General features: G+C 47.1%; 15 protein-coding genes. 10 read left to right on the forward strand and 5 right to left on the reverse strand.

The genetic code is table 11. The features are described 5' to 3' along the window. The first annotated feature begins 128 nt into the window (after window positions 1–128). From ACED36_RS09015 to ACED36_RS09035, 5 genes are all read left to right on the forward strand, one after another. Window positions 129–413, forward strand: a complete 285-nt coding sequence (locus tag ACED36_RS09015) for a 2Fe-2S iron-sulfur cluster-binding protein (RefSeq protein ID WP_016961172.1) — start codon at window positions 129–131, stop codon at window positions 411–413. A 171-nt stretch (window positions 414–584) separates the two neighbouring features. Further along, window positions 585–1,256, forward strand: coding sequence for a YoaK family protein (locus ACED36_RS09020; protein ID WP_016961171.1), 672 nt, complete (start codon window positions 585–587; stop codon window positions 1,254–1,256). Between the two features lie 98 nt (window positions 1,257–1,354). Then, window positions 1,355–2,623, forward strand: coding sequence for an O-acetylhomoserine aminocarboxypropyltransferase/cysteine synthase family protein (locus ACED36_RS09025; protein ID WP_016961170.1), 1,269 nt, complete (start codon window positions 1,355–1,357; stop codon window positions 2,621–2,623). A gap of 169 nt (window positions 2,624–2,792) precedes the next feature. Beyond that, window positions 2,793–3,302 (forward strand): VC2046/SO_2500 family protein, encoded by a 510-nt coding sequence (locus ACED36_RS09030; RefSeq protein ID WP_016961169.1) that lies wholly within the window; start codon window positions 2,793–2,795, stop codon window positions 3,300–3,302. Window positions 3,303–3,570: 268 nt separating this feature from the next. Then, a complete protein-coding gene (locus tag ACED36_RS09035) occupies window positions 3,571–4,245 on the forward strand; it encodes an SDR family NAD(P)-dependent oxidoreductase (protein WP_016961168.1) in 675 nt (224 codons plus the stop codon). 167 nt (window positions 4,246–4,412) lie between these two features. Here ACED36_RS09035 and adhE read toward each other — a convergent pair whose 3' ends face one another. Next, window positions 4,413–7,118 carry a bifunctional acetaldehyde-CoA/alcohol dehydrogenase gene (adhE, locus tag ACED36_RS09040; protein WP_016961167.1) on the reverse strand — a complete coding sequence of 902 codons (2,706 nt, stop codon included), beginning with the start codon at window positions 7,116–7,118 and terminating at the stop codon, window positions 4,413–4,415. A 603-nt stretch (window positions 7,119–7,721) separates the two neighbouring features. Between adhE and ACED36_RS09045 the strand changes: the two genes are divergently transcribed. Next, window positions 7,722–8,363, forward strand: coding sequence for a YchE family NAAT transporter (locus ACED36_RS09045; RefSeq protein ID WP_016961166.1), 642 nt, complete (start codon window positions 7,722–7,724; stop codon window positions 8,361–8,363). A gap of 91 nt (window positions 8,364–8,454) precedes the next feature. Here the strand turns inward: ACED36_RS09045 and ACED36_RS09050 are convergent, their stop codons facing one another. Beyond that, a complete protein-coding gene (locus ACED36_RS09050; RefSeq protein ID WP_016961165.1) occupies window positions 8,455–9,402 on the reverse strand; it encodes a porin in 948 nt (315 codons plus the stop codon). A 364-nt stretch (window positions 9,403–9,766) separates the two neighbouring features. Then, window positions 9,767–11,152 (reverse strand): cysteine--tRNA ligase, encoded by a 1,386-nt coding sequence (gene cysS, locus ACED36_RS09055; protein WP_026023965.1) that lies wholly within the window; start codon window positions 11,150–11,152, stop codon window positions 9,767–9,769. Window positions 11,153–11,389: 237 nt separating this feature from the next. Here cysS and ACED36_RS09060 point away from each other — a divergent pair, with 237 nt between their 5' ends. The 3 genes from ACED36_RS09060 (at window position 11,390) to ACED36_RS09070 (ending at window position 13,427) form a co-directional block, all read left to right on the forward strand. Beyond that, window positions 11,390–11,887 (forward strand): peptidylprolyl isomerase, encoded by a 498-nt coding sequence (locus ACED36_RS09060; RefSeq protein ID WP_016961163.1) that lies wholly within the window; start codon window positions 11,390–11,392, stop codon window positions 11,885–11,887. 41 nt (window positions 11,888–11,928) lie between these two features. Next, on the forward strand, window positions 11,929–12,657 hold the full coding sequence (gene lpxH / locus ACED36_RS09065; protein WP_026023966.1) for a UDP-2,3-diacylglucosamine diphosphatase: 729 nt from the start codon (window positions 11,929–11,931) through the stop codon (window positions 12,655–12,657). A 161-nt stretch (window positions 12,658–12,818) separates the two neighbouring features. Continuing rightward, entirely contained in the window at window positions 12,819–13,427 is a 609-nt protein-coding gene (locus tag ACED36_RS09070) for an EAL and HDOD domain-containing protein (protein WP_016961161.1), read from the forward strand. A 134-nt stretch (window positions 13,428–13,561) separates the two neighbouring features. Here the strand turns inward: ACED36_RS09070 and ACED36_RS09075 are convergent, their stop codons facing one another. Next, window positions 13,562–15,049: a CoA-acylating methylmalonate-semialdehyde dehydrogenase gene (locus ACED36_RS09075; RefSeq protein WP_016961160.1), complete on the reverse strand. Its 1,488-nt coding sequence runs from the start codon at window positions 15,047–15,049 to the stop codon at window positions 13,562–13,564. A gap of 22 nt (window positions 15,050–15,071) precedes the next feature. After that, window positions 15,072–16,406 (reverse strand): aspartate aminotransferase family protein, encoded by a 1,335-nt coding sequence (locus ACED36_RS09080; protein ID WP_016961159.1) that lies wholly within the window; start codon window positions 16,404–16,406, stop codon window positions 15,072–15,074. 200 nt (window positions 16,407–16,606) lie between these two features. On the opposite strand from ACED36_RS09080, the gene ACED36_RS09085 reads away from it, so the two are divergent. Further along, the gene (locus ACED36_RS09085; protein ID WP_016961158.1) at window positions 16,607–18,103 is read left to right on the forward strand and encodes an aldehyde dehydrogenase; all 1,497 of its coding nucleotides are present in this window, start codon (window positions 16,607–16,609) and stop codon (window positions 18,101–18,103) included. The last annotated feature ends 39 nt before the right edge of the window (window positions 18,104–18,142 follow it).

The raw sequence follows: 18,142 nt of genomic DNA on the forward strand, positions 1-18,142 counted from the left end.
AAATATACTTTCTACCCTGTAATTACACTTAGGCTGCAATACTTGTGCATGACCAAATGAAAAATTTGTGGCTTGCGACTACCCTTTCTAGAAAGGCGTTTTTAAATCAATAGAAAAGGAATGTCGCCATGCCAAAAGTCACTTTCGGTCATACAGGAAATACTGTTGAACTTGCCAATGGCAGTTCATTGATCGATTTGGAAGACACAGGAAAAAGCGAAGTGCCGTTTGGCTGTCGTTCGGCGGCATGCGGGACGTGCGCCATTGATGTGACGGCTGGTATGAACAACCTAAGCCCAAAGAATGAAGATGAGATCGACCTGCTTGATACACTGGACATGGACGGTGATAAACGCCGCCTTGCCTGTCAGTGCACGCTATACGGTGATATCACGATTATTCCAATCAACTAACGCTTGGTTGGCCAGCATCTTTCGATGCCTATCGGATCGCGCTTGACCACGTTCGATTTGTCCCTTTGATCTAAACCGCGAGCTTTTTCGCGGTTTGATGTAAAATCCCTCATCTATTCGGCATCATGCCGAGCACTTCTTTATCGCCAGCATTTCATTAAAGGTTTACGCGTGATATCCAAGCTGCCCAAATGGGTTGAGTACGGGGCTTTTATTCTGGCCCTCACCGCAGGTTGCGTGAATGGCATTGGCTTGCTCGGTTTTGAGCACCAGGCTATCTCTCACCTGTCTGGCACTGCTACGCTGATCGGCACCGACATGATCAATAGCCATCCTGCCCAGCTCTTCCATTTGTCGAGCATTCTTGCCGGTTTTTTCGGTGGCGCACTCTTATCTGGTTTCATTTTGAAAGATGGCACCCTGTCACTAGGGCGTCGTTACGACATTCTGCTTATCGTCGAAGCTGGTTTATTGCTTGGTGCCATCTATCCAATGCAACACAATGCTGTGTATGGTTTGTATCTCGCGGCAGCGGCTTGTGGTATTCAAAATGGCTTAGTGACAAGCTACAGCGGCGCGATTGTTCGCACGACACACATCACCGGGATTATCACGGACTTGGGCTTAATGTTTGGCGCACTGCTGCGCGGACAACCACTCAATCGGCGTAAGCTAGTGTTGTTTTTAGTCATCGCGATCGGGTTTATTTTAGGCGGTACAATCAGCGCGCTTATCTTCCCTATTTTAGGCGCTTATTCCTTTGCGGCTCCCGCCATGGTCTGTGTTGTACTTGCAATCATTTATCGTATTTACATGCACCAGATTAGTATTCGTCTGCGCTAAGGCTTATCAAATACAAGATCCTTGAACAGTAGCAATTTACACCCCTGTGCTTTATGCGATAGTGAGCCTTTCGGTTGAAATGTGCACAAGGATGAAACATGAAAGACGAAACGCTCTCCATTCACGCTGGCTACCAAACGGACCCAACCACCAAATCTGTCGCAACGCCTATCTATCAAACCGTTGCCTATGAATTTGACAGCGCTCAACATGGTGCTGATCTGTTCAACCTTGCCGTGCCGGGAAATATCTATACCCGCATTATGAACCCAACCAATGATGTGCTTGAGCAACGCATGGCAGCTTTGGAAGGCGGTATAGCGGGTCTGGTGGTCAGTGCCGGTAGCGCTGCCATCAACTATGCCATCCAAACACTGGCGGAAATCGGTGATAACATTGTGTCTACCCCACAGCTGTACGGTGGCACTTATACCCTGTTCGCACACATGCTGCCAAAGCAAGGTATTGAAGTCCGATTTGCAAAAGACGACAAACCAGAAAGCCTCGCGGCATTGATTGATGAAAAAACAAAAGCCGTTTATTGCGAGAGCATTGGTAACCCTGCAGGCAACATTGTCGATTTAGCCAAAATCGCTGAACTGGCTCATGCACAAGGTGTGCCTGTCATCGTCGACAACACAGTCGCAACACCTGTGCTTTGCAAACCGATTGAGCACGGTGCGGACATCGTTGTTCACTCATTGACAAAATATGTGGGCGGTCACGGTACAACGCTTGGTGGTGTTATTGTCGATTCAGGTAAATTCCCTTGGGCACAGCACAAAGCGCGCTTCCCTGTGTTTAACCAACCAGAGCCTTCTTATCACGGCGTGGTTTACACCGAAGCCTTTGGCGACGCAGCTTTTATTGGCCGCGCACGGACCGTTCCACTTCGCAATACTGGCGCTGCTTTGTCTCCGATGAATGCCTTTATGTTGATGCAAGGACTAGAAACCTTGTCTCTTCGCATGGAACGCCATGTTGAGAACGCCCTTAAAGTCGCTGAATATCTGAAAGGACACGAGAAAGTGAGCTGGGTCAGCTATGCGGGTCTACCTGATTCTGCGTTTTATGATCTTGCGAAAAAATACATGGATGGGAAGCCATCAGCGATTCTTTCTTTTGGGTTGAAAGAAGGTTATGACGCAGGTGTGAGTTTCTATGACGCGCTGGGCTTGTTTAAACGATTGGTTAACATTGGTGATGCAAAATCATTGGCATGCCACCCAGCCTCTACCACGCATCGTCAATTGAGTGCAGAAGAGCAAGCACAGGCGGGCGTCTCGCCAGAGATGATTCGACTGTCTGTAGGTATTGAGCACATTGACGATATTATTGCTGACTTGGAGCAAGCGCTAAACGCTTAGTCCATACTCGCCCTAACCATTTGACACGTAAAGCTCGCCTCGGCGGGCTTTATCTTTTTCTATTACATAGGAAAAACGTCTAACACACAGAAAAAAAAGCAAAAAGTCGTTAAAGGTTTTGGCTTTGACGTCGATAAACAGGAGGTACCCAGAAGAACTGCTGAGAATTATGCAAATCCACGCGCTCGACAAAGCCCAACTTATTACTGATGTACAGCTAGGTGATCACCTAAGTCATGCTGTTACACAGGGCCGTCGTTCGGATTTTGCTTTAATGCTTGCACTACTTTCTACTGACGCAACAGAAACAACCCCTCTCAACCCTCCATACCCTGAAAAAGCAACCGAGGCCGATCTTCGTCAAGCGCTGAATTTGCCTGAGCCTACGCGCCTGATTGCAGAAGAAAAAGATTATGAGTTGTGCGGAACGCAAGCCGATGCATTCCACAAAGCCGGTATCGCCAGCGCAAGATTAAATCACTGTGTCGCACCGTCAGCATTACATTTTCCTGCCATTGGAACGCACAATTTGGGCGAAGATGTTTATCATAATCTCTCAGGACATCAGAGAAGACAGCTTGCGGCTGAAAATCCTACAACTACCGCACTTGATCCGGTAAATCTATACCATCAATTAGTGACGGCCAAGCGCTATCAAGAGCTTAACATCCAAGCTTAATCCCTTGATTATTAAGGACAGATAGCTTCCCACTAACATAGCTAATTTAATACTTCAACTTCTTCCACCCAAAAAAACATAACTGTGATCACTTACTAAAAAAATCACTTTGCACACAGTTTGCACACACATTTTTGAACAATTTCACATCGCTTTCTCAAATCATGGTCCAAGATTGTTATCCACCCGTTGAAAAGCTGGGTATAAGTTGTTAGTTAATGCCGTATAACAATGTAATAAGTCGGAACAAATTGAGAAAGGTCAGACAATGGATATCGCAAAATCCGTCATTGTGATTACTGCAGCAGGCACCCCAACTGGACGTGCAATGGCTGAATATTTCTGCAAGCTGAACGCACGTGTTGCTTTGGTCGATACCGAGCGTCAAAAGCTGCAAACAACTTATGATTCGTGCATGAGGTCGGGCGGCATTTGCTACTCATTCTCTCTCGCAAGTCGAAGCGTTGAGAACATTTCCTTCCTGTTTGAGGAAATAAATCGCGAAATGGGTGCGGTAGACGTACTGATTAATTATTGGCAAGCGAGTTGTTTGCCTAGCCTGTTGGCAAGCAATGATACCGTTGACCAAACCATCGCTGATGTTGCTTCTAATCTTTATCTTTTCGGACGCGGCGCTGCATTCAATATGCTCGATCGAGGCCGCAAAGGTGTCATCGTGAATATTCCCGGCTTGCAAGCTGAGATGGGGCGCGACCAAAGCCTTGATAGTTCAAATGCTGTTATTCGTGGTTTAACCCGTAGCTGGGCGCAAGAATTAGAACATGCCAATATTCGTGTAGGTGGGGTACTTCCCCGCAAACGTCATTATGAGAATGGCAAAGTCCATTATCACCCTGCGGTTAACTACGACATGATTGATGGTGCCGCATACATCGTTGAAAACGACAGTTTCACCGGCCGTATATTAGAAGCTGCAAGTTAATCGGTTGGTGAACTTTGCCGTAGCCGCTTCTGTACCCTTTTCCTTGAAATGACCTAAATTCCGACAATTGGCGATGCCCATTGTCAGGGCTTATTCGCTTCAAAGGGTATTTACCACTGCCAATAAAAAAGCCCGCGAAAGCGGGCTTTTTCTATCAGGTCAGCGGATTACGCTTTTGCTGATTCTTTTTTTGCTTTTGCAGCAGGCTTAGCAGCTACATCACGGTCTTCTTTCTTCTTGATAACCGTTGTACCTTCGAAAGTTTCACCTTCAACAAAGGCTGTGCCGTAGTAAGAAGAAACCAGCACTTCTTTCAGCTCAGTGATAAGCGGGTAACGTGGGTTCGCACCAGTACATTGGTCATCGAACGCTTCTACTGCTAGGCCGTCAAGCTTCGCGTGGAAATCAGCTTCAGACACACCAGCCGCTTGGATAGACAATGGAATGTCCAAGTCAACTTTCAGTTCTTCCAGCCACGTTAGCAGACGCTCAATTTTCTGAGCAGTACGGTCGCCTGGCTGTGCCAGACCCAGGTGCTCAGCAACTTCTGCGTAGCGACGACGTGCTTGTGGGCGGTCGTACTGAGAGAATGCAGTTTGCTTCGTTGGGTTGTCGTTTGCGTTGTAACGAACCACGTTAGAAATCAGTAGTGCGTTCGCCAAGCCGTGTGGCAGGTGGAACTCAGCACCGATTTTGTGCGCCATTGAGTGACAAACACCTAGGAATGCGTTAGCAAACGCGATACCTGCGATAGTCGCTGCATTGTGCACTTTCTCACGTGCGATTGGGTCAGTTGCGCCGTTCGCGTAGCTAGATGGCAGGTATTCTTTCAGCATCTTCAGAGCTTGAAGCGCTTGGCCATCAGAGTATTCGTTCGCAAGAACAGATACGTAAGCTTCTAGTGCGTGAGTCACTGCATCGTAACCACCGAATGCGGTTAGCGACTTAGGCATGTTCATCACCAAGTTCGCATCTACGATTGCCATTTGTGGCGTCAACTCGTAATCAGCCAGTGGGTATTTCGCGCCAGTCTTGTCGTCAGTTACAACCGCAAATGGTGTGACTTCTGAACCGGTACCTGAAGTGGTAGTGATACATACCAATTCTGCTTTTTTACCCATTTTAGGGAACTTGTAGATACGTTTACGGATGTCCATAAAGCGCATTGCTAGTTCTTCGAAATGCGTTTCTGGGTGCTCGTACATTACCCACATGATTTTCGCTGCGTCCATCGGTGAACCGCCGCCAAGTGCGATGATGACGTCAGGTTGGAAGCTCTGCATTGCTGCAGCACCTTTCTCTACAACAGACAGTGTTGGGTCAGCTTCAACTTCGAAGAACGTCTGAACTTCCATGCCTTGTGCTTTCAGCAACGCAACGATTTCGTCAGAGTAACCGTTGTTAAACAGGAAGCGGTCAGTCACGATCATTGCGCGTTTCTTACCTTCCAAATCGCCAAGAGCGATTGGCAGGCTACCACGACGGAAGTAGATTGATTTAGGTAGTTTGTGCCACAGCATATTCTCAGCTCGCTTCGCTACAGTCTTCTTGTTGATAAGGTGCTTAGGACCAACGTTCTCAGAAATCGAGTTACCGCCCCAAGAACCACAACCCAAGGTCAGTGATGGTGCAACATTGAAGTTGTACAGGTCACCGATACCACCGTGAGTGGTTGGGATGTTGATAAGAATACGTGCAGTTTTCATCTTGTCACCGAAGTAACGGATGCGATCTTGGTTGACGTCTTGGTTAGTGTACAGACCAGAAGTGTGGCCGATACCGCCGATTTCTACCATGGTCACTGCTTGAGCAACAGCGTCTTCGAAATCGTCAGCGCGGAACAGACCCAGTGTTGGAGACAGTTTCTCGTGAGCGAACTCATCGTCATAAGACACTTTACCTAGGCCTTCACCGATAAGTACTTTGGTGTCTGCTGGCACAGTAACACCTGCCATTTCAGCAATCTTAACGGCTGGCTGACCAACGATTTTCGCGTTTAGTGCGCCGTCAATCAACAGAACTTTACGCACTTTCGCTGCGTCGTCTTTGTTCAATACGTGTGCTTTGTGAGAAGCGAAACGCTCTTTTACTTCTTCGTAAACAGAATCCACAACGATTGCTGCTTGCTCAGACGCACATACTACGCCGTTATCAAACGTTTTAGACATCAGGATAGAGGCAACTGCACGCTTAATGTCAGCTGTTTCATCGATAACAACAGGAACGTTACCCGCACCTACACCGATGGCTGGTTTACCAGAAGAGTAAGCCGCTTTAACCATGCCTGGGCCGCCAGTTGCAAGGATAAGGTTGATGTCGTCGTGCTTCATTAGAAGGTTTGACAATTCAACTGATGGCTCATCGATCCAGCCGATGATGTCTTTTGGCGCGCCAGCAGCAACAGCAGCATCAAGAACCAGCTTCGCAGCATCATTCGTTGAGTTTTTAGCACGTGGGTGTGGCGAGAAGATAATACCGTTACGGGTCTTCAAAGAGATGAGAGATTTGAAGATAGCCGTTGAAGTTGGGTTGGTCGTAGGGACGATACCGCAGATGATGCCTACTGGCTCAGCGATAGTGAAAGTACCGAACTCGTCGTTCTCTTCCAAGATGCCGCAGGTTTTTTCATCTTTGTATTTGTTGTAGATAAATTCAGAAGCAAAGTGGTTTTTAATAACTTTGTCTTCGACAATACCCATGCCAGATTCTGCAACAGCCTGTTGGGCTAATGGGATACGGGCATTGTTCGCCGCCAAAGAGGCCGCGCGGAAAATTTTGTCGACTTGCTCTTGCGAGAAAGTGGCGAACTCTTTCTGTGCGTTCTTTACACGCTCAACCATTGCATTGAGTTCGGCTACGTTAGTTACAGGCATAGTTGTCTCCTACATACCTAAAGTTTAAAAATCATTTAGTAACTACATGCTCATTTGATTAGAGGCCTAAACAACTCACATTACCCGTGAGCCTTGGCTAGCATTTAGTAAATAACTTTCAAAACTGATTATAGATTTTCAGAGAAGCAGAAAGTTGATCCGGATCATGTGTAATAAACTTTCATAAAGTTTTTCACCACCTGCTCAATTTTCAATCAAAAGGCTCTACAATCCACGTTTTGAAAGCTTAAAACCACATTAAAACTACGAGAATGTAACACATACGCCCCGTGTCTCACACACTTGCACAACGACTTTTTGTTTTAAAAAAATTACAACACACTCTAATGTGACACATATCACATATGTTAAATTGGTCATATGTGTCTGCCATACTTTCCAGCCAAAAACTCTCGATTACATTTAGAGCACTCAGGGTTGAAGCGCCTATTTTTGCAGCATCTAGGCCTTTCCACTCTTCTCTATGCATTGTCATGTTATCTACTGATTGGCATTTAACATTTCGTCGCTATACTAGCGCCCGCGATTGCTTTTTTGCGATCAATACCATATGTCCATTTTTCACCGACCGAGTGATTGGAAATGAATAGCATTGAGCTTGTAATATTTTTTCAGTTTTTCATTGGGTTGTTTGCTGCGGTAAACCCACTTGGCATCATGCCTATCTTTGTTTCATTAACCGCTCACTTAGATCCGGCCGAGCGCAACAAAACGGCATACACCGCCAGCATTGCTGTCGCTGCTATTCTGGTTGTGGCATTGCTCGCTGGGCAGCTGCTTTTGGATGTGTTTAGCATTTCGCTAGATTCGTTTCGAGTCGCCGGCGGTATGCTACTTGTTAGCATTGCCTTCACCATGATGAATGGTAAGTTGGGCGAAGATAAGCAGAACAAGCAAGAACAGTCTGAGTCGATCAGTCGTGAACAGATCGGCGTCGTACCGTTAGCAATGCCTCTTCTTGCTGGCCCTGGTGCAATAAGTTCTACCATCGTGTATTCAAGTCGCTACCCGAACTCAGTCGATACCATCGGTTTGATTGTCACCATTTGTGTCTTTACAGCCGGCATCTGGGGTTTATTCAGATTAGCGCCTGCCATCGTGAAGTTTCTGGGGCAAACAGGCATCAACGTGATCACGCGTATTATGGGTTTGATTCTTGGCGCATTGGGCATTGAGTTTATTGCCAACGGGATGAGAGCGTTGTTTCCCGGATTAGGCGGATAAACTAAACACCAAAAACATTAAACAAATAAGAAGAGAGGAGCCGAGCGGCTCCTTTCTTCTTTAATGCGTATTAAGAAACAGCATGGCGTATTTAGAACATGTAACGTGCGCCAGCTTGTAGCTGGTTGTCATTAATTTGCCCATCAAGACGATTAAATTCATACCCCGCATAAGCAACAAAATCACTCGTCACGTTATAAACACCTTCAATCGCGTTGTAGTTCACGCTGTATTCACCACTTTGTGCGGCTGGAAAATCAGACGTTCTGTAGTTGTACACATAACGGAAGATAAAGTCATCGAGGGTATAAGCTGTCGCGACTTCAAACCCACTCACATCCACATTGTTGACTTCACCGTTCACATAAACACCACCAATGTAGAAATCACCTACCGTGTAGGCGGCTGCTATATTGTATTGATCGACATCCAGACTCGTTTGCTCTCCTGAAACATAGCCAACACCAAATTGAAGCCCCACTGGAGAGTTATAGAAAAGGGAGCCCCCTGTGGTGTAATTTCCTTTCGAATCATCTCTCACATAGTTGAGCGTAGCGGTAAGATCTAAGGGCAATTGAGCAAGATAAACGAAGTTATTCTCTAGCTCATCTTGGTTCCCTGTAATGATATCTGACGCGCTCCCACCAAAAGTTTCCATAATATCAGTGACGTTGGTTAGTACGACTTGAGACGAGTCTTGTTGCCCATAAGAAAGCGCGCCGTAATCCGTGCCCACCCCAACGTACATATAGCGATTTTTGCTGTCAGAGCTATCTGAATAGATTTCACCACTGTAGTAGCCAAAGACTTTGATGGACTCTGTCACCTTAGTGCTTCCGTCCAAATTCCCTCGAATACGACTGATGTCATCAAAAGCGCTATTGTCAGCGGTTTTGTTTGCATCAGAAATATTAAAGCGCGGCTCAATGCGCCCAGTCACTGTAAGAGAAGATTCATCAGTCGAATAAACAGTGTACGCATAAGATGTCGTTGAGAGGAAAGAACTAAGAATCGCTGTTACTAGGAATGGTTTATTCATGAGCTATCCTTCATTGCCTGTGATTGATATGACCGATATCGAGTCGAGCATCTCCTTTCGGACTCTCTTCAACTAAAGATAAATCGCAGCCATCTAGGTTCAATGTAACCAACAGAAATGATGGGATATTACTGAGTTATTCTTGTTTTAATGTTGAGAAAGTCAGACAAAATCAAGCACAGTGCTTTCACTAATCTCTATATATTCAAAACTATCAAAGAATTAGAGATGGAAGAAAAAGTAGACCGATAAATGCAGTATTCGGAAGGATGGTTATTGATGCAGCCGTGATAATAATTACAGATATAAAAAAACGGAGCGCGCGCTCCGTTTTCAGTTTCTAGATAATGCTAATTTGGGTTGATTACTTACGACGCCACGATGTGCCACCAGCACCGTCTTCAAGGACGACGTTCAGCGCAGCCAGCGCATCACGTGCAGCATCAGCTGCTGCCCAATCTTTGTTTGTGCGTGCATCGTTACGTGCTTTGATCAGCGCTTCAATTTCAGCCACTTCATCGCCGCCGCCCTGCGCGTTACCTTGCAAGAAGGCTTCTGGGTCTTGACCAAGCAGACCCAACACATCAGCGAGTTCACGCATACGAGCAGCCAGTTTTGATGCCGCCACAACGTCTTCTATTTTCAGGCGGTTAATTTCACGCACCATATCAAACAACACGGAATACGCTTCTGGTGTGTTGAAATCATCATTCATTGCCGCTTTAAAGCGCTCAACAAATGCCTCACCACCTTCAGCTTCAACCGACGAATCCAAGCCGCGAAGTGCGGTGTACAAACGCTCCATCGCTGAACGTGCTTGTTTGAGGTTTTCTTCGCTGTAATTCAGCTGACTACGGTAGTGACCTGACATCAGAAAATAGCGAACCGTTTCGGCATCGTAATGTGCTAGCACGTCACGGATGGTGAAAAAGTTGTCCAGTGATTTTGACATCTTTTCACGGTCAATCATCACCATGCCGCTGTGCATCCAGGTATTCACATACTGGGTATCATGGGCACAGCAAGATTGCGCAATTTCGTTTTCGTGGTGTGGGAACGTTAAATCTGAGCCGCCGCCATGAATATCAAAATGGTTACCCAAAATTGCTGAGTTCATCGCTGAACATTCGATGTGCCACCCCGGGCGACCGGGTCCCCATGGCGATTCCCACGTCGGTTCACCTGGCTTGGACATTTTCCAAAGCACGAAATCAAGTGGGCTCTTCTTCGCTTCTTCAACGTCAACACGGGCGCCCGCTTGAAGTTGATCCAAGTCTTGGCGCGATAGCTTGCCGTAATCGTCAAATTTCGCGACTTCAAACAACACATCGCCATTGGATGCGACATAAGCAAACCCGCGTTCGATCAAGCGTTCGACCAATTCAATAATTTCAGCAATAAATTGCGTTGCTCGCGGCTCAACATCTGGGCGCTTCATGTTCAATGCATCGAAATCGGCGTGCATTTCCCCGATCAGTCGATTGGTCAGTGAGTCACAGCTTTCGCCGTTCTCAGCTGCACGTTTGATAATTTTGTCGTCAATATCTGTAATGTTGCGAACAAAATTGAGGTCATAACCCAAAAATCGCAGGTAGCGCGAAACAACATCGAAAGAAACAAAGGTGCGACCATGGCCGATGTGACACAAATCGTAGATGGTAACCCCACACACATACATGCCAACCTTGCCAGGATGGATAGGTGTAAATTCTTCTTTTTTCTTGGTGAGGGAATTGTAGATTTTCAACATGGCCGTCGGGTTACCCATTACAATAATTAACGTAATTTAATGACTGTATATTACACCTTTTCCTTTCGTTTAAGGCAAGGCTATATGCCCAAGCGACTTGAAAGTACGGGAATTAAGATACCGTATGCCATGACTTACCTGCACTCTGCGGTTTTTTATGCGGCGATCGGTTGAATGTCACGCCCGTTGGGATAGAATCATCGGTCTAAAGCTTAATGCTCTTTTAAGGAACTCAACATGGTTACGCTTCATACCAACTTTGGTGATATCAAAATCCAACTTAATGCAGAAAAAGCACCAGTAACAGCAGCGAACTTCCTGCAGTACTGTCGTGACGGTTTCTATAATGGCACTCTGTTCCACCGTGTTATTGATGGCTTCATGATCCAGGGCGGTGGCATGATTTCTGGCATGGAAGAGAAAGAGTCAGGCGCGTCAATCAAGAACGAAGCAAACAATGGTCTGAGCAACAAAATCGGCACCCTTGCGATGGCTCGTACCATGGAACCTCATTCAGCCAGTTCACAGTTCTTCATCAACGTTGGCAACAACACCTTCCTAGATCACAAATCTGAATCTATGGACGGCTGGGGTTACTGCGTATTCGGCGAAGTGGTTGAAGGCATGGACGTGGTTAACAAGATCAAAGACGTAGCAACCGGCAACTGGGGCTATGTACATCAAGATGTACCTGTTGAAGAAGTGATCATCAACAACGTGACCATCGAAGAATAAGGTGGCAACGGGCAGTGGCTCCCTCCACTGCCCTTTTATCTATGACCATACTATTTATTGCAGATCTTCATCTCAGTCCATCTCATCCAGACATTACTGATTGCTTCTTCCGTTTTATGGAACAAGAAGCACCGTCAGCCAGCGCACTCTATGTGCTTGGGGATTTGTTTGAATCATGGATAGGTGATGACGAAGAAACGCCACTACAATGTGATGTCGCCAACGCCTTTAAAACGCTGAGTGCTAAAGGTGTGCCAATCTATTTCATCCACGGCAACCGCGATTTTATGATTGGAAAGCGCTTCGCGAAATCCGCTGGCATGACGCTGCTTCCTGAGCACCATGTTATTGACTTATTTGGCGAGCCAACGCTCATCATGCATGGTGACACCCTGTGCATCCAGGATGAGGCATACCAACGCTACCGCAAGAAAGTTCACAATAAATTTACGCAATGGCTATTCCGTCGATTGCCGCTTTCAACACGACAGAAGATTGGTCAGAAGATCCGCTCAAGCAGCTCGTCAAACAACCAAGAAAAGCCACAAGAAATCATGGATGTCGATCAGAATGAAGTCACCCGAGTGATGCAAGCTTACGGTGTCAAACAACTGATCCATGGTCACACCCATCGCCCAAATATTCATACTTTGTCGATCGGGACTGATCTTGCGCAACGAATTGTTCTTGGCGATTGGTACACTCAAGGGTCTGTTCTCGCTTGCACCCCAGAAGGCTGCACGCTAGAAGCGCGAAAATTCCAAAACTAACCATATTTCTTCAGCTAAATCTGACATTTCAAGATTAAAAAAGTATTATTTACTTAATTAATTTTCTTCGCGAAATATCAGACTTATTTGGCACTCTCGATTTTGAGACGGAGTATACACTTAGTTTTATATTGATTTGCTTGAAGGTACTGTGGCTTTCTATGAGTTCGAACTTTGCAAGACAAGCGATTTTTGATATTCATAAGCAAGTAATCGCTTATGAGTTTTTGTTTCGTGATGGATTTCGAGACTCGTTCCCGGGTATTGCTTCTGACGTAGCCACGCAGAGCATACTCAATGACCTCTTTATCGAAGGCAATATCACTCAGGAAGCTGTCTCTGATGGCTTACCATGCTTCGTGAATTTCTCTTACCAAAGCCTAATTGATGGCACTGCTCTTCAGTACCCACCAGAAAATCTTGTGGTCGAAGTGTTGGAAGATTGTCCGGCAGACTCGGTACTGTTTGAGAAGTTGATTGATTTAAGAGCCAAAGGATACTGCATCGCATTTGACGACTTTATCCCGTCGACTGATTGGATCCCTTTTCTTGGCCTTGCCGACATTATCAAAATTGATTTTCGCGCACAGTCACTGGATTCAATTACTCGCTTTGTGCAGGAATATCGAGAAAAGTTCAGCTTCAAGTTGTTAGCGGAAAAAATTGAAACCAAAGAGGAATATCACTTCGCACGTGAACTCGGTTTCGATCTCTTTCAAGGCTATCAACTGAGTAAACCTGAACGCATGCCCTATCCGTTTGTTGCTTAACTTTGTTACTTAGCTTTGTTGCTTAGTTTTGCTAAATAGCTTGGTTAAATCGCGATAGCAAATGACAAAGAAAAAGGAGCCAGTAGGCTCCTTTTTGTCGTTTCAATGCGCTCGGTTTTTATCGCGTTCCACGCTTATTTCATTGTCGGCATGACAAAATCTGCGTTGGCGCGAATGCCTGTGGGCCATCGAGCCGTAATGGCTTTTCGACGTGTATAAAAACGTACGCCATCTGGCCCATGCATATGAAGAGGCCCAAACAAAGAACGTTTCCAGCCACCAAAGCTATGAAACGCCATGGGCACAGGAATGGGCACATTCACACCCACCATGCCCACCTGAATTTCATGGCAGAACTGCCTTGCCGCATCGCCATTTTGCGTGAAAATTGCGGTTCCATTGCCAAACTCATGTTCATTGATAAGCTTCACGGCGGTGGCATAATCTGGCACACGCACAACCGCCAGAACAGGACCAAAAATCTCATCACGATAAATAGTCATATCCTCGGTGACGTTATCAAACAGACAACCACCGAGGAAGAAACCGTCGCCGCCGCCCTCTGCAACCACACCTCGACCATCAACCACCAGCGTTGCCCCTTCGGCAACACCCGCGGCCACATAGCCTTCTACTTTCTTTAAATGCTCGGCGGTGACCAAAGGCCCCATTTCCATGCCTTCAATCACGCCATTACCAACACGCAACGCTTTCACTTTTGGGGTTAACTTTTCAATCAATGCATCAGCGACGTTGCCGACGGCTACCGCAACGGAAATCGCCATACAGCGTTCGCCTGCCGAACCATATGCCGCGCCCATTAATGCAGCAACGGCTTGATCAAGGTCGGCATCTGGCATCACCACCATGTGATTTTTCGCGCCGCCCAATGCCTGAACACGTTTGCCATGCGCAGAGGCTGTGCTGTAAATGTATTCGGCAATGGGTGTTGAGCCGACAAAGCTAACAGCTTGCACATCGGGGTGAGTCAACAGCACATCAACCGCTTCTTTATCACCGTTCACCACATTGAATACGCCATCTGGCAATCCCGCTTCCGTTAATAGCTCGGCGATACGCATCGTCGAACTCGGATCTTTTTCCGACGGCTTCATAATAAAGGTATTGCCACAAGCAATCGCAATCGGGAACATCCACATGGGTACCATGATCGGGAAGTTAAACGGCGAAATTCCCGTCACAACACCGAGTGGCTGGTTAAGCGACCAAGCATCAATACCGGTACCAATTTGTTCGGTCATCTCGCCTTTCAACAAGTGTGGAATACCGCATGCAAATTCCACCACCTCCAAGCCGCGGGTCAGCTCACCTTTGGCATCATCGAGCACTTTGCCATGTTCTTTGGTGATCAACGCCGCCAACTCGTCGATGTTTTCTTCCACTAGCGCTTTGAACTTAAACATCACACGAGCACGGCGCAGCGGTGACATTTCGGACCACGCTGGAAACGCCGCTTTTGCCGCAGCAATAGCAGACTCGGTTTCAGACACCGACGCCAAAGAAACGTCACCACACACCTTTCCGGTGGCTGGATTAAACAACGATTGTTTTCTTTCACTCGCAGCAGTGTATTTACCATCAATGTAATGTGTCACAGACATATCCCTATATTCCTCAGTTAACTCATAACGCGTTTTTGATGGCGCGTTCCAGCGTGCTGACCATCTGATCAATGTGTTTTGATTCCAAAATCAATGGCGGTGACATGGCGATGATGTCGCCGGATGCGCGCACCAAGACACCGTCGTAAAAGCTTCGTGTAAACACGTCGTAGCCACGTTTTCCAATCCCTTTCTCGCTTGGCGCAAGTTGAATACCTGCGATAATGCCCGCATTCCGGACATCGATAACGTTGGCATGGCTTGCAAGGGAATGAACGGCATCTTGCCATTCCGTTTCCATTTCGCGGGCATGCTCAAACAGCTTTTCATCTCGGTAGATATTCAGTGATGCGAGCGCGGCGGCGGCGGCAACGGGATGACCCGAATAGGTATAGCCATGAAAGAATTCAATGGTGTCTTCCGGCGCATTCATACACGTATCGTAAATTCGCTCGCTCACCAACACTGCGCCCATTGGGATCGCGCCATTGGTCAAGGCTTTCGCCGTGGTGATCATGTCCGGTGTCACATCCCAACGCTGTGCGGCAAACGCATCACCCATCCGACCAAATGCGGTGATCACTTCATCGAAGATCAGCAAAATGTCATGTTTGGTCGTAATTTCACGCAGACGTTTCAAATAGCCAACGGGTGGCAATACCACACCGCCAGAGCCAGACATAGGTTCAACAATAACGGCAGCAATGTTCTCAGCGCCGTGCAGGGCAACCAATTGCTCAAGCGCCTCCGCTTTCTCTATACCGTTTTCTGGTAATCCTTTAGAGAACGCATTTTTCTGCATATCCAGCGTATGAGGAAGATGCGCGACACTCGGTAAAAGCTGGCCGTTAAACGCTTTACGGTTGTTGACCATGCCACCGACAGAAATACCACCAAATCCAGTACCGTGATAACCCAACTCACGACCAATCAACATCGTGCGATTGGAGTGACCTCGAGCACGTTGGTAAGCCAACGCAATCTTCAACGCCGTGTCGGCCGATTCAGAACCTGAATTAGTGAAAAATACGCGGTTTAGGTCGCTGGGTGCCATGTCAGCCAAACGCTCAGCCAACTCAAACGGCAAAGGATGCCCCATCTGGAACGTTGGCGCGTAATCCAACTCTGAGATCTGACGGCTCACCGCTTCAGAAATCTCGCGTCGGCTATGACCCGCGTTACAACACCAAAGGCCCGCAGTTGCATCAAGCACTGAATTGCCTTCAACATCTTCGTAATACATGCCTTTCGCTTTTGCGAGTAAGCGAGGGGTCGCTTTGTATTGTCGATTTGCGGTGAAAGGCATCCAGAAATTATCCAGATTCACTCCCTCACTTTGTGGTTTTTTCACTGCCATCGTCAAGTATCCTTACATGCCGTCATTATTGTTAATGAGTTGTTGCTGAATGAGCAATATTTGCAATACTATGTCAAATATAACGAACAGTAAATGGGTTATGTTCAAGATAAAAACAATTAATCGCACTATTTGTAAAATATTTTGAAATAGTGCACAGTGGCAAAAAATCGGCAATTAACATGGATTAAGGGGCAGATATGACTTCTCGCACGTCTCGTCAAGACTGGGATTCGTTGGCAAATACGCTGACAATTAAGGGCCAAGCTTTCATCAATGGGGAACGCCGAGACGCCGTATCTGGCGACACGTTTCCCTGTCTTAGTCCTATCGACGGCCGAACACTTGCCCAGGTCGCCAGTTGCGATCTGGATGATGCCAATCTGGCCGTGGCCAACGCCCGTGAAACATTCGAATCTGGCGTGTGGGCGCATCTTCCTCCCGCTGAACGAAAAAAAGTGGTTATCCGTTTTGCTGAGCTTATTGAAGCAAACGGTGACGAGTTAGCGCTACTTGAAACCCTCGATATGGGTAAACCTATTCGCTATTCAAAAGCGGTGGATGTTAACGGTGCAGCGCGGGCAATACGCTGGTCTGGCGAAGCGGTTGACAAAATTTACGATGAAATCGCCCCAACACCTCACAATGAAATTGGGATGATCACGCGAGAGCCTATCGGTGTTGTCGCGGCTATTGTGCCTTGGAACTTCCCGATGTTAATGGCGTGCTGGAAACTCGGCCCTGCGTTGGCTTCTGGTAACTCCGTCATCTTAAAACCCTCAGAGAAGTCACCATTAACGGCTATTCGATTGGGTGAGCTTGCTCTTGAAGCGGGTATGCCAAAAGGTGTACTTAACGTGTTACCGGGCTTTGGTCACACTGTGGGTAAAGCCCTCGCTTTACACATGGATGTCGACACGCTGGTGTTCACCGGCTCCACCAAAATAGCCAAGCAGTTGATGATCTATGCGGGTGAATCGAACATGAAGCGTGTTTGGCTCGAAGCTGGCGGAAAAAGCCCGAACATTGTCTTTGCTGACGCCCCAGACTTAGATGCCGCGGCTGCTTCTGCCGCATCTGCGATCGCTTTTAACCAAGGCGAAGTGTGCACTGCAGGCTCTCGATTGTTGGTAGAAGCCTCCATCAAAGATGCCTTTGTGGCGAAGGTGGTTGATCAACTAAAAAGCTGGCAGCCGGGTCACCCGCTTGACCCAGAAACGCAAGTCGGCGCTGTCGTCGATCAGCAGCAACTTGATACGGTATTGAGCTATATCGAAAAAGGCACACAAGGCGGTGCAACCATGGTTTGTGGTGGTAGTCGTGTTATGCCAGAAACCGGTGGATTATTCATTGAGCCTACTGTGTTCGATAACGTGAACAATGACATGTCTATCGCGCGCGAAGAGATCTTTGGCCCCGTGCTCTCTGTCATCACGTTTGAAACGCAAGAGCAGGCTGTAGCAATTGCCAATGATACGGATTATGGCCTCGCGTCAGCGGTGTGGACATCGGACATTTCCAAAGCCCACAAAACCGCGAAGGCACTACGCACTGGCATGGTGTGGATTAATCACTACGATGGCGGCGACATGACGGCACCGTTTGGGGGTTATAAGCAATCAGGCAACGGTCGCGATAAATCGCTTCACGCGTTTGAAAAATACACCGAAGTCAAAGCCACGTGGATTGCGTTCTGATCAGCCAAAACCCACGCTTATGGGCGATAGCAATCGATA

Origin of the sequence: Enterovibrio sp. FF113, from assembly GCF_041439165.1 — a bacterium.
Classification (GTDB): domain Bacteria; phylum Pseudomonadota; class Gammaproteobacteria; order Enterobacterales; family Vibrionaceae; genus Enterovibrio; species Enterovibrio norvegicus_A.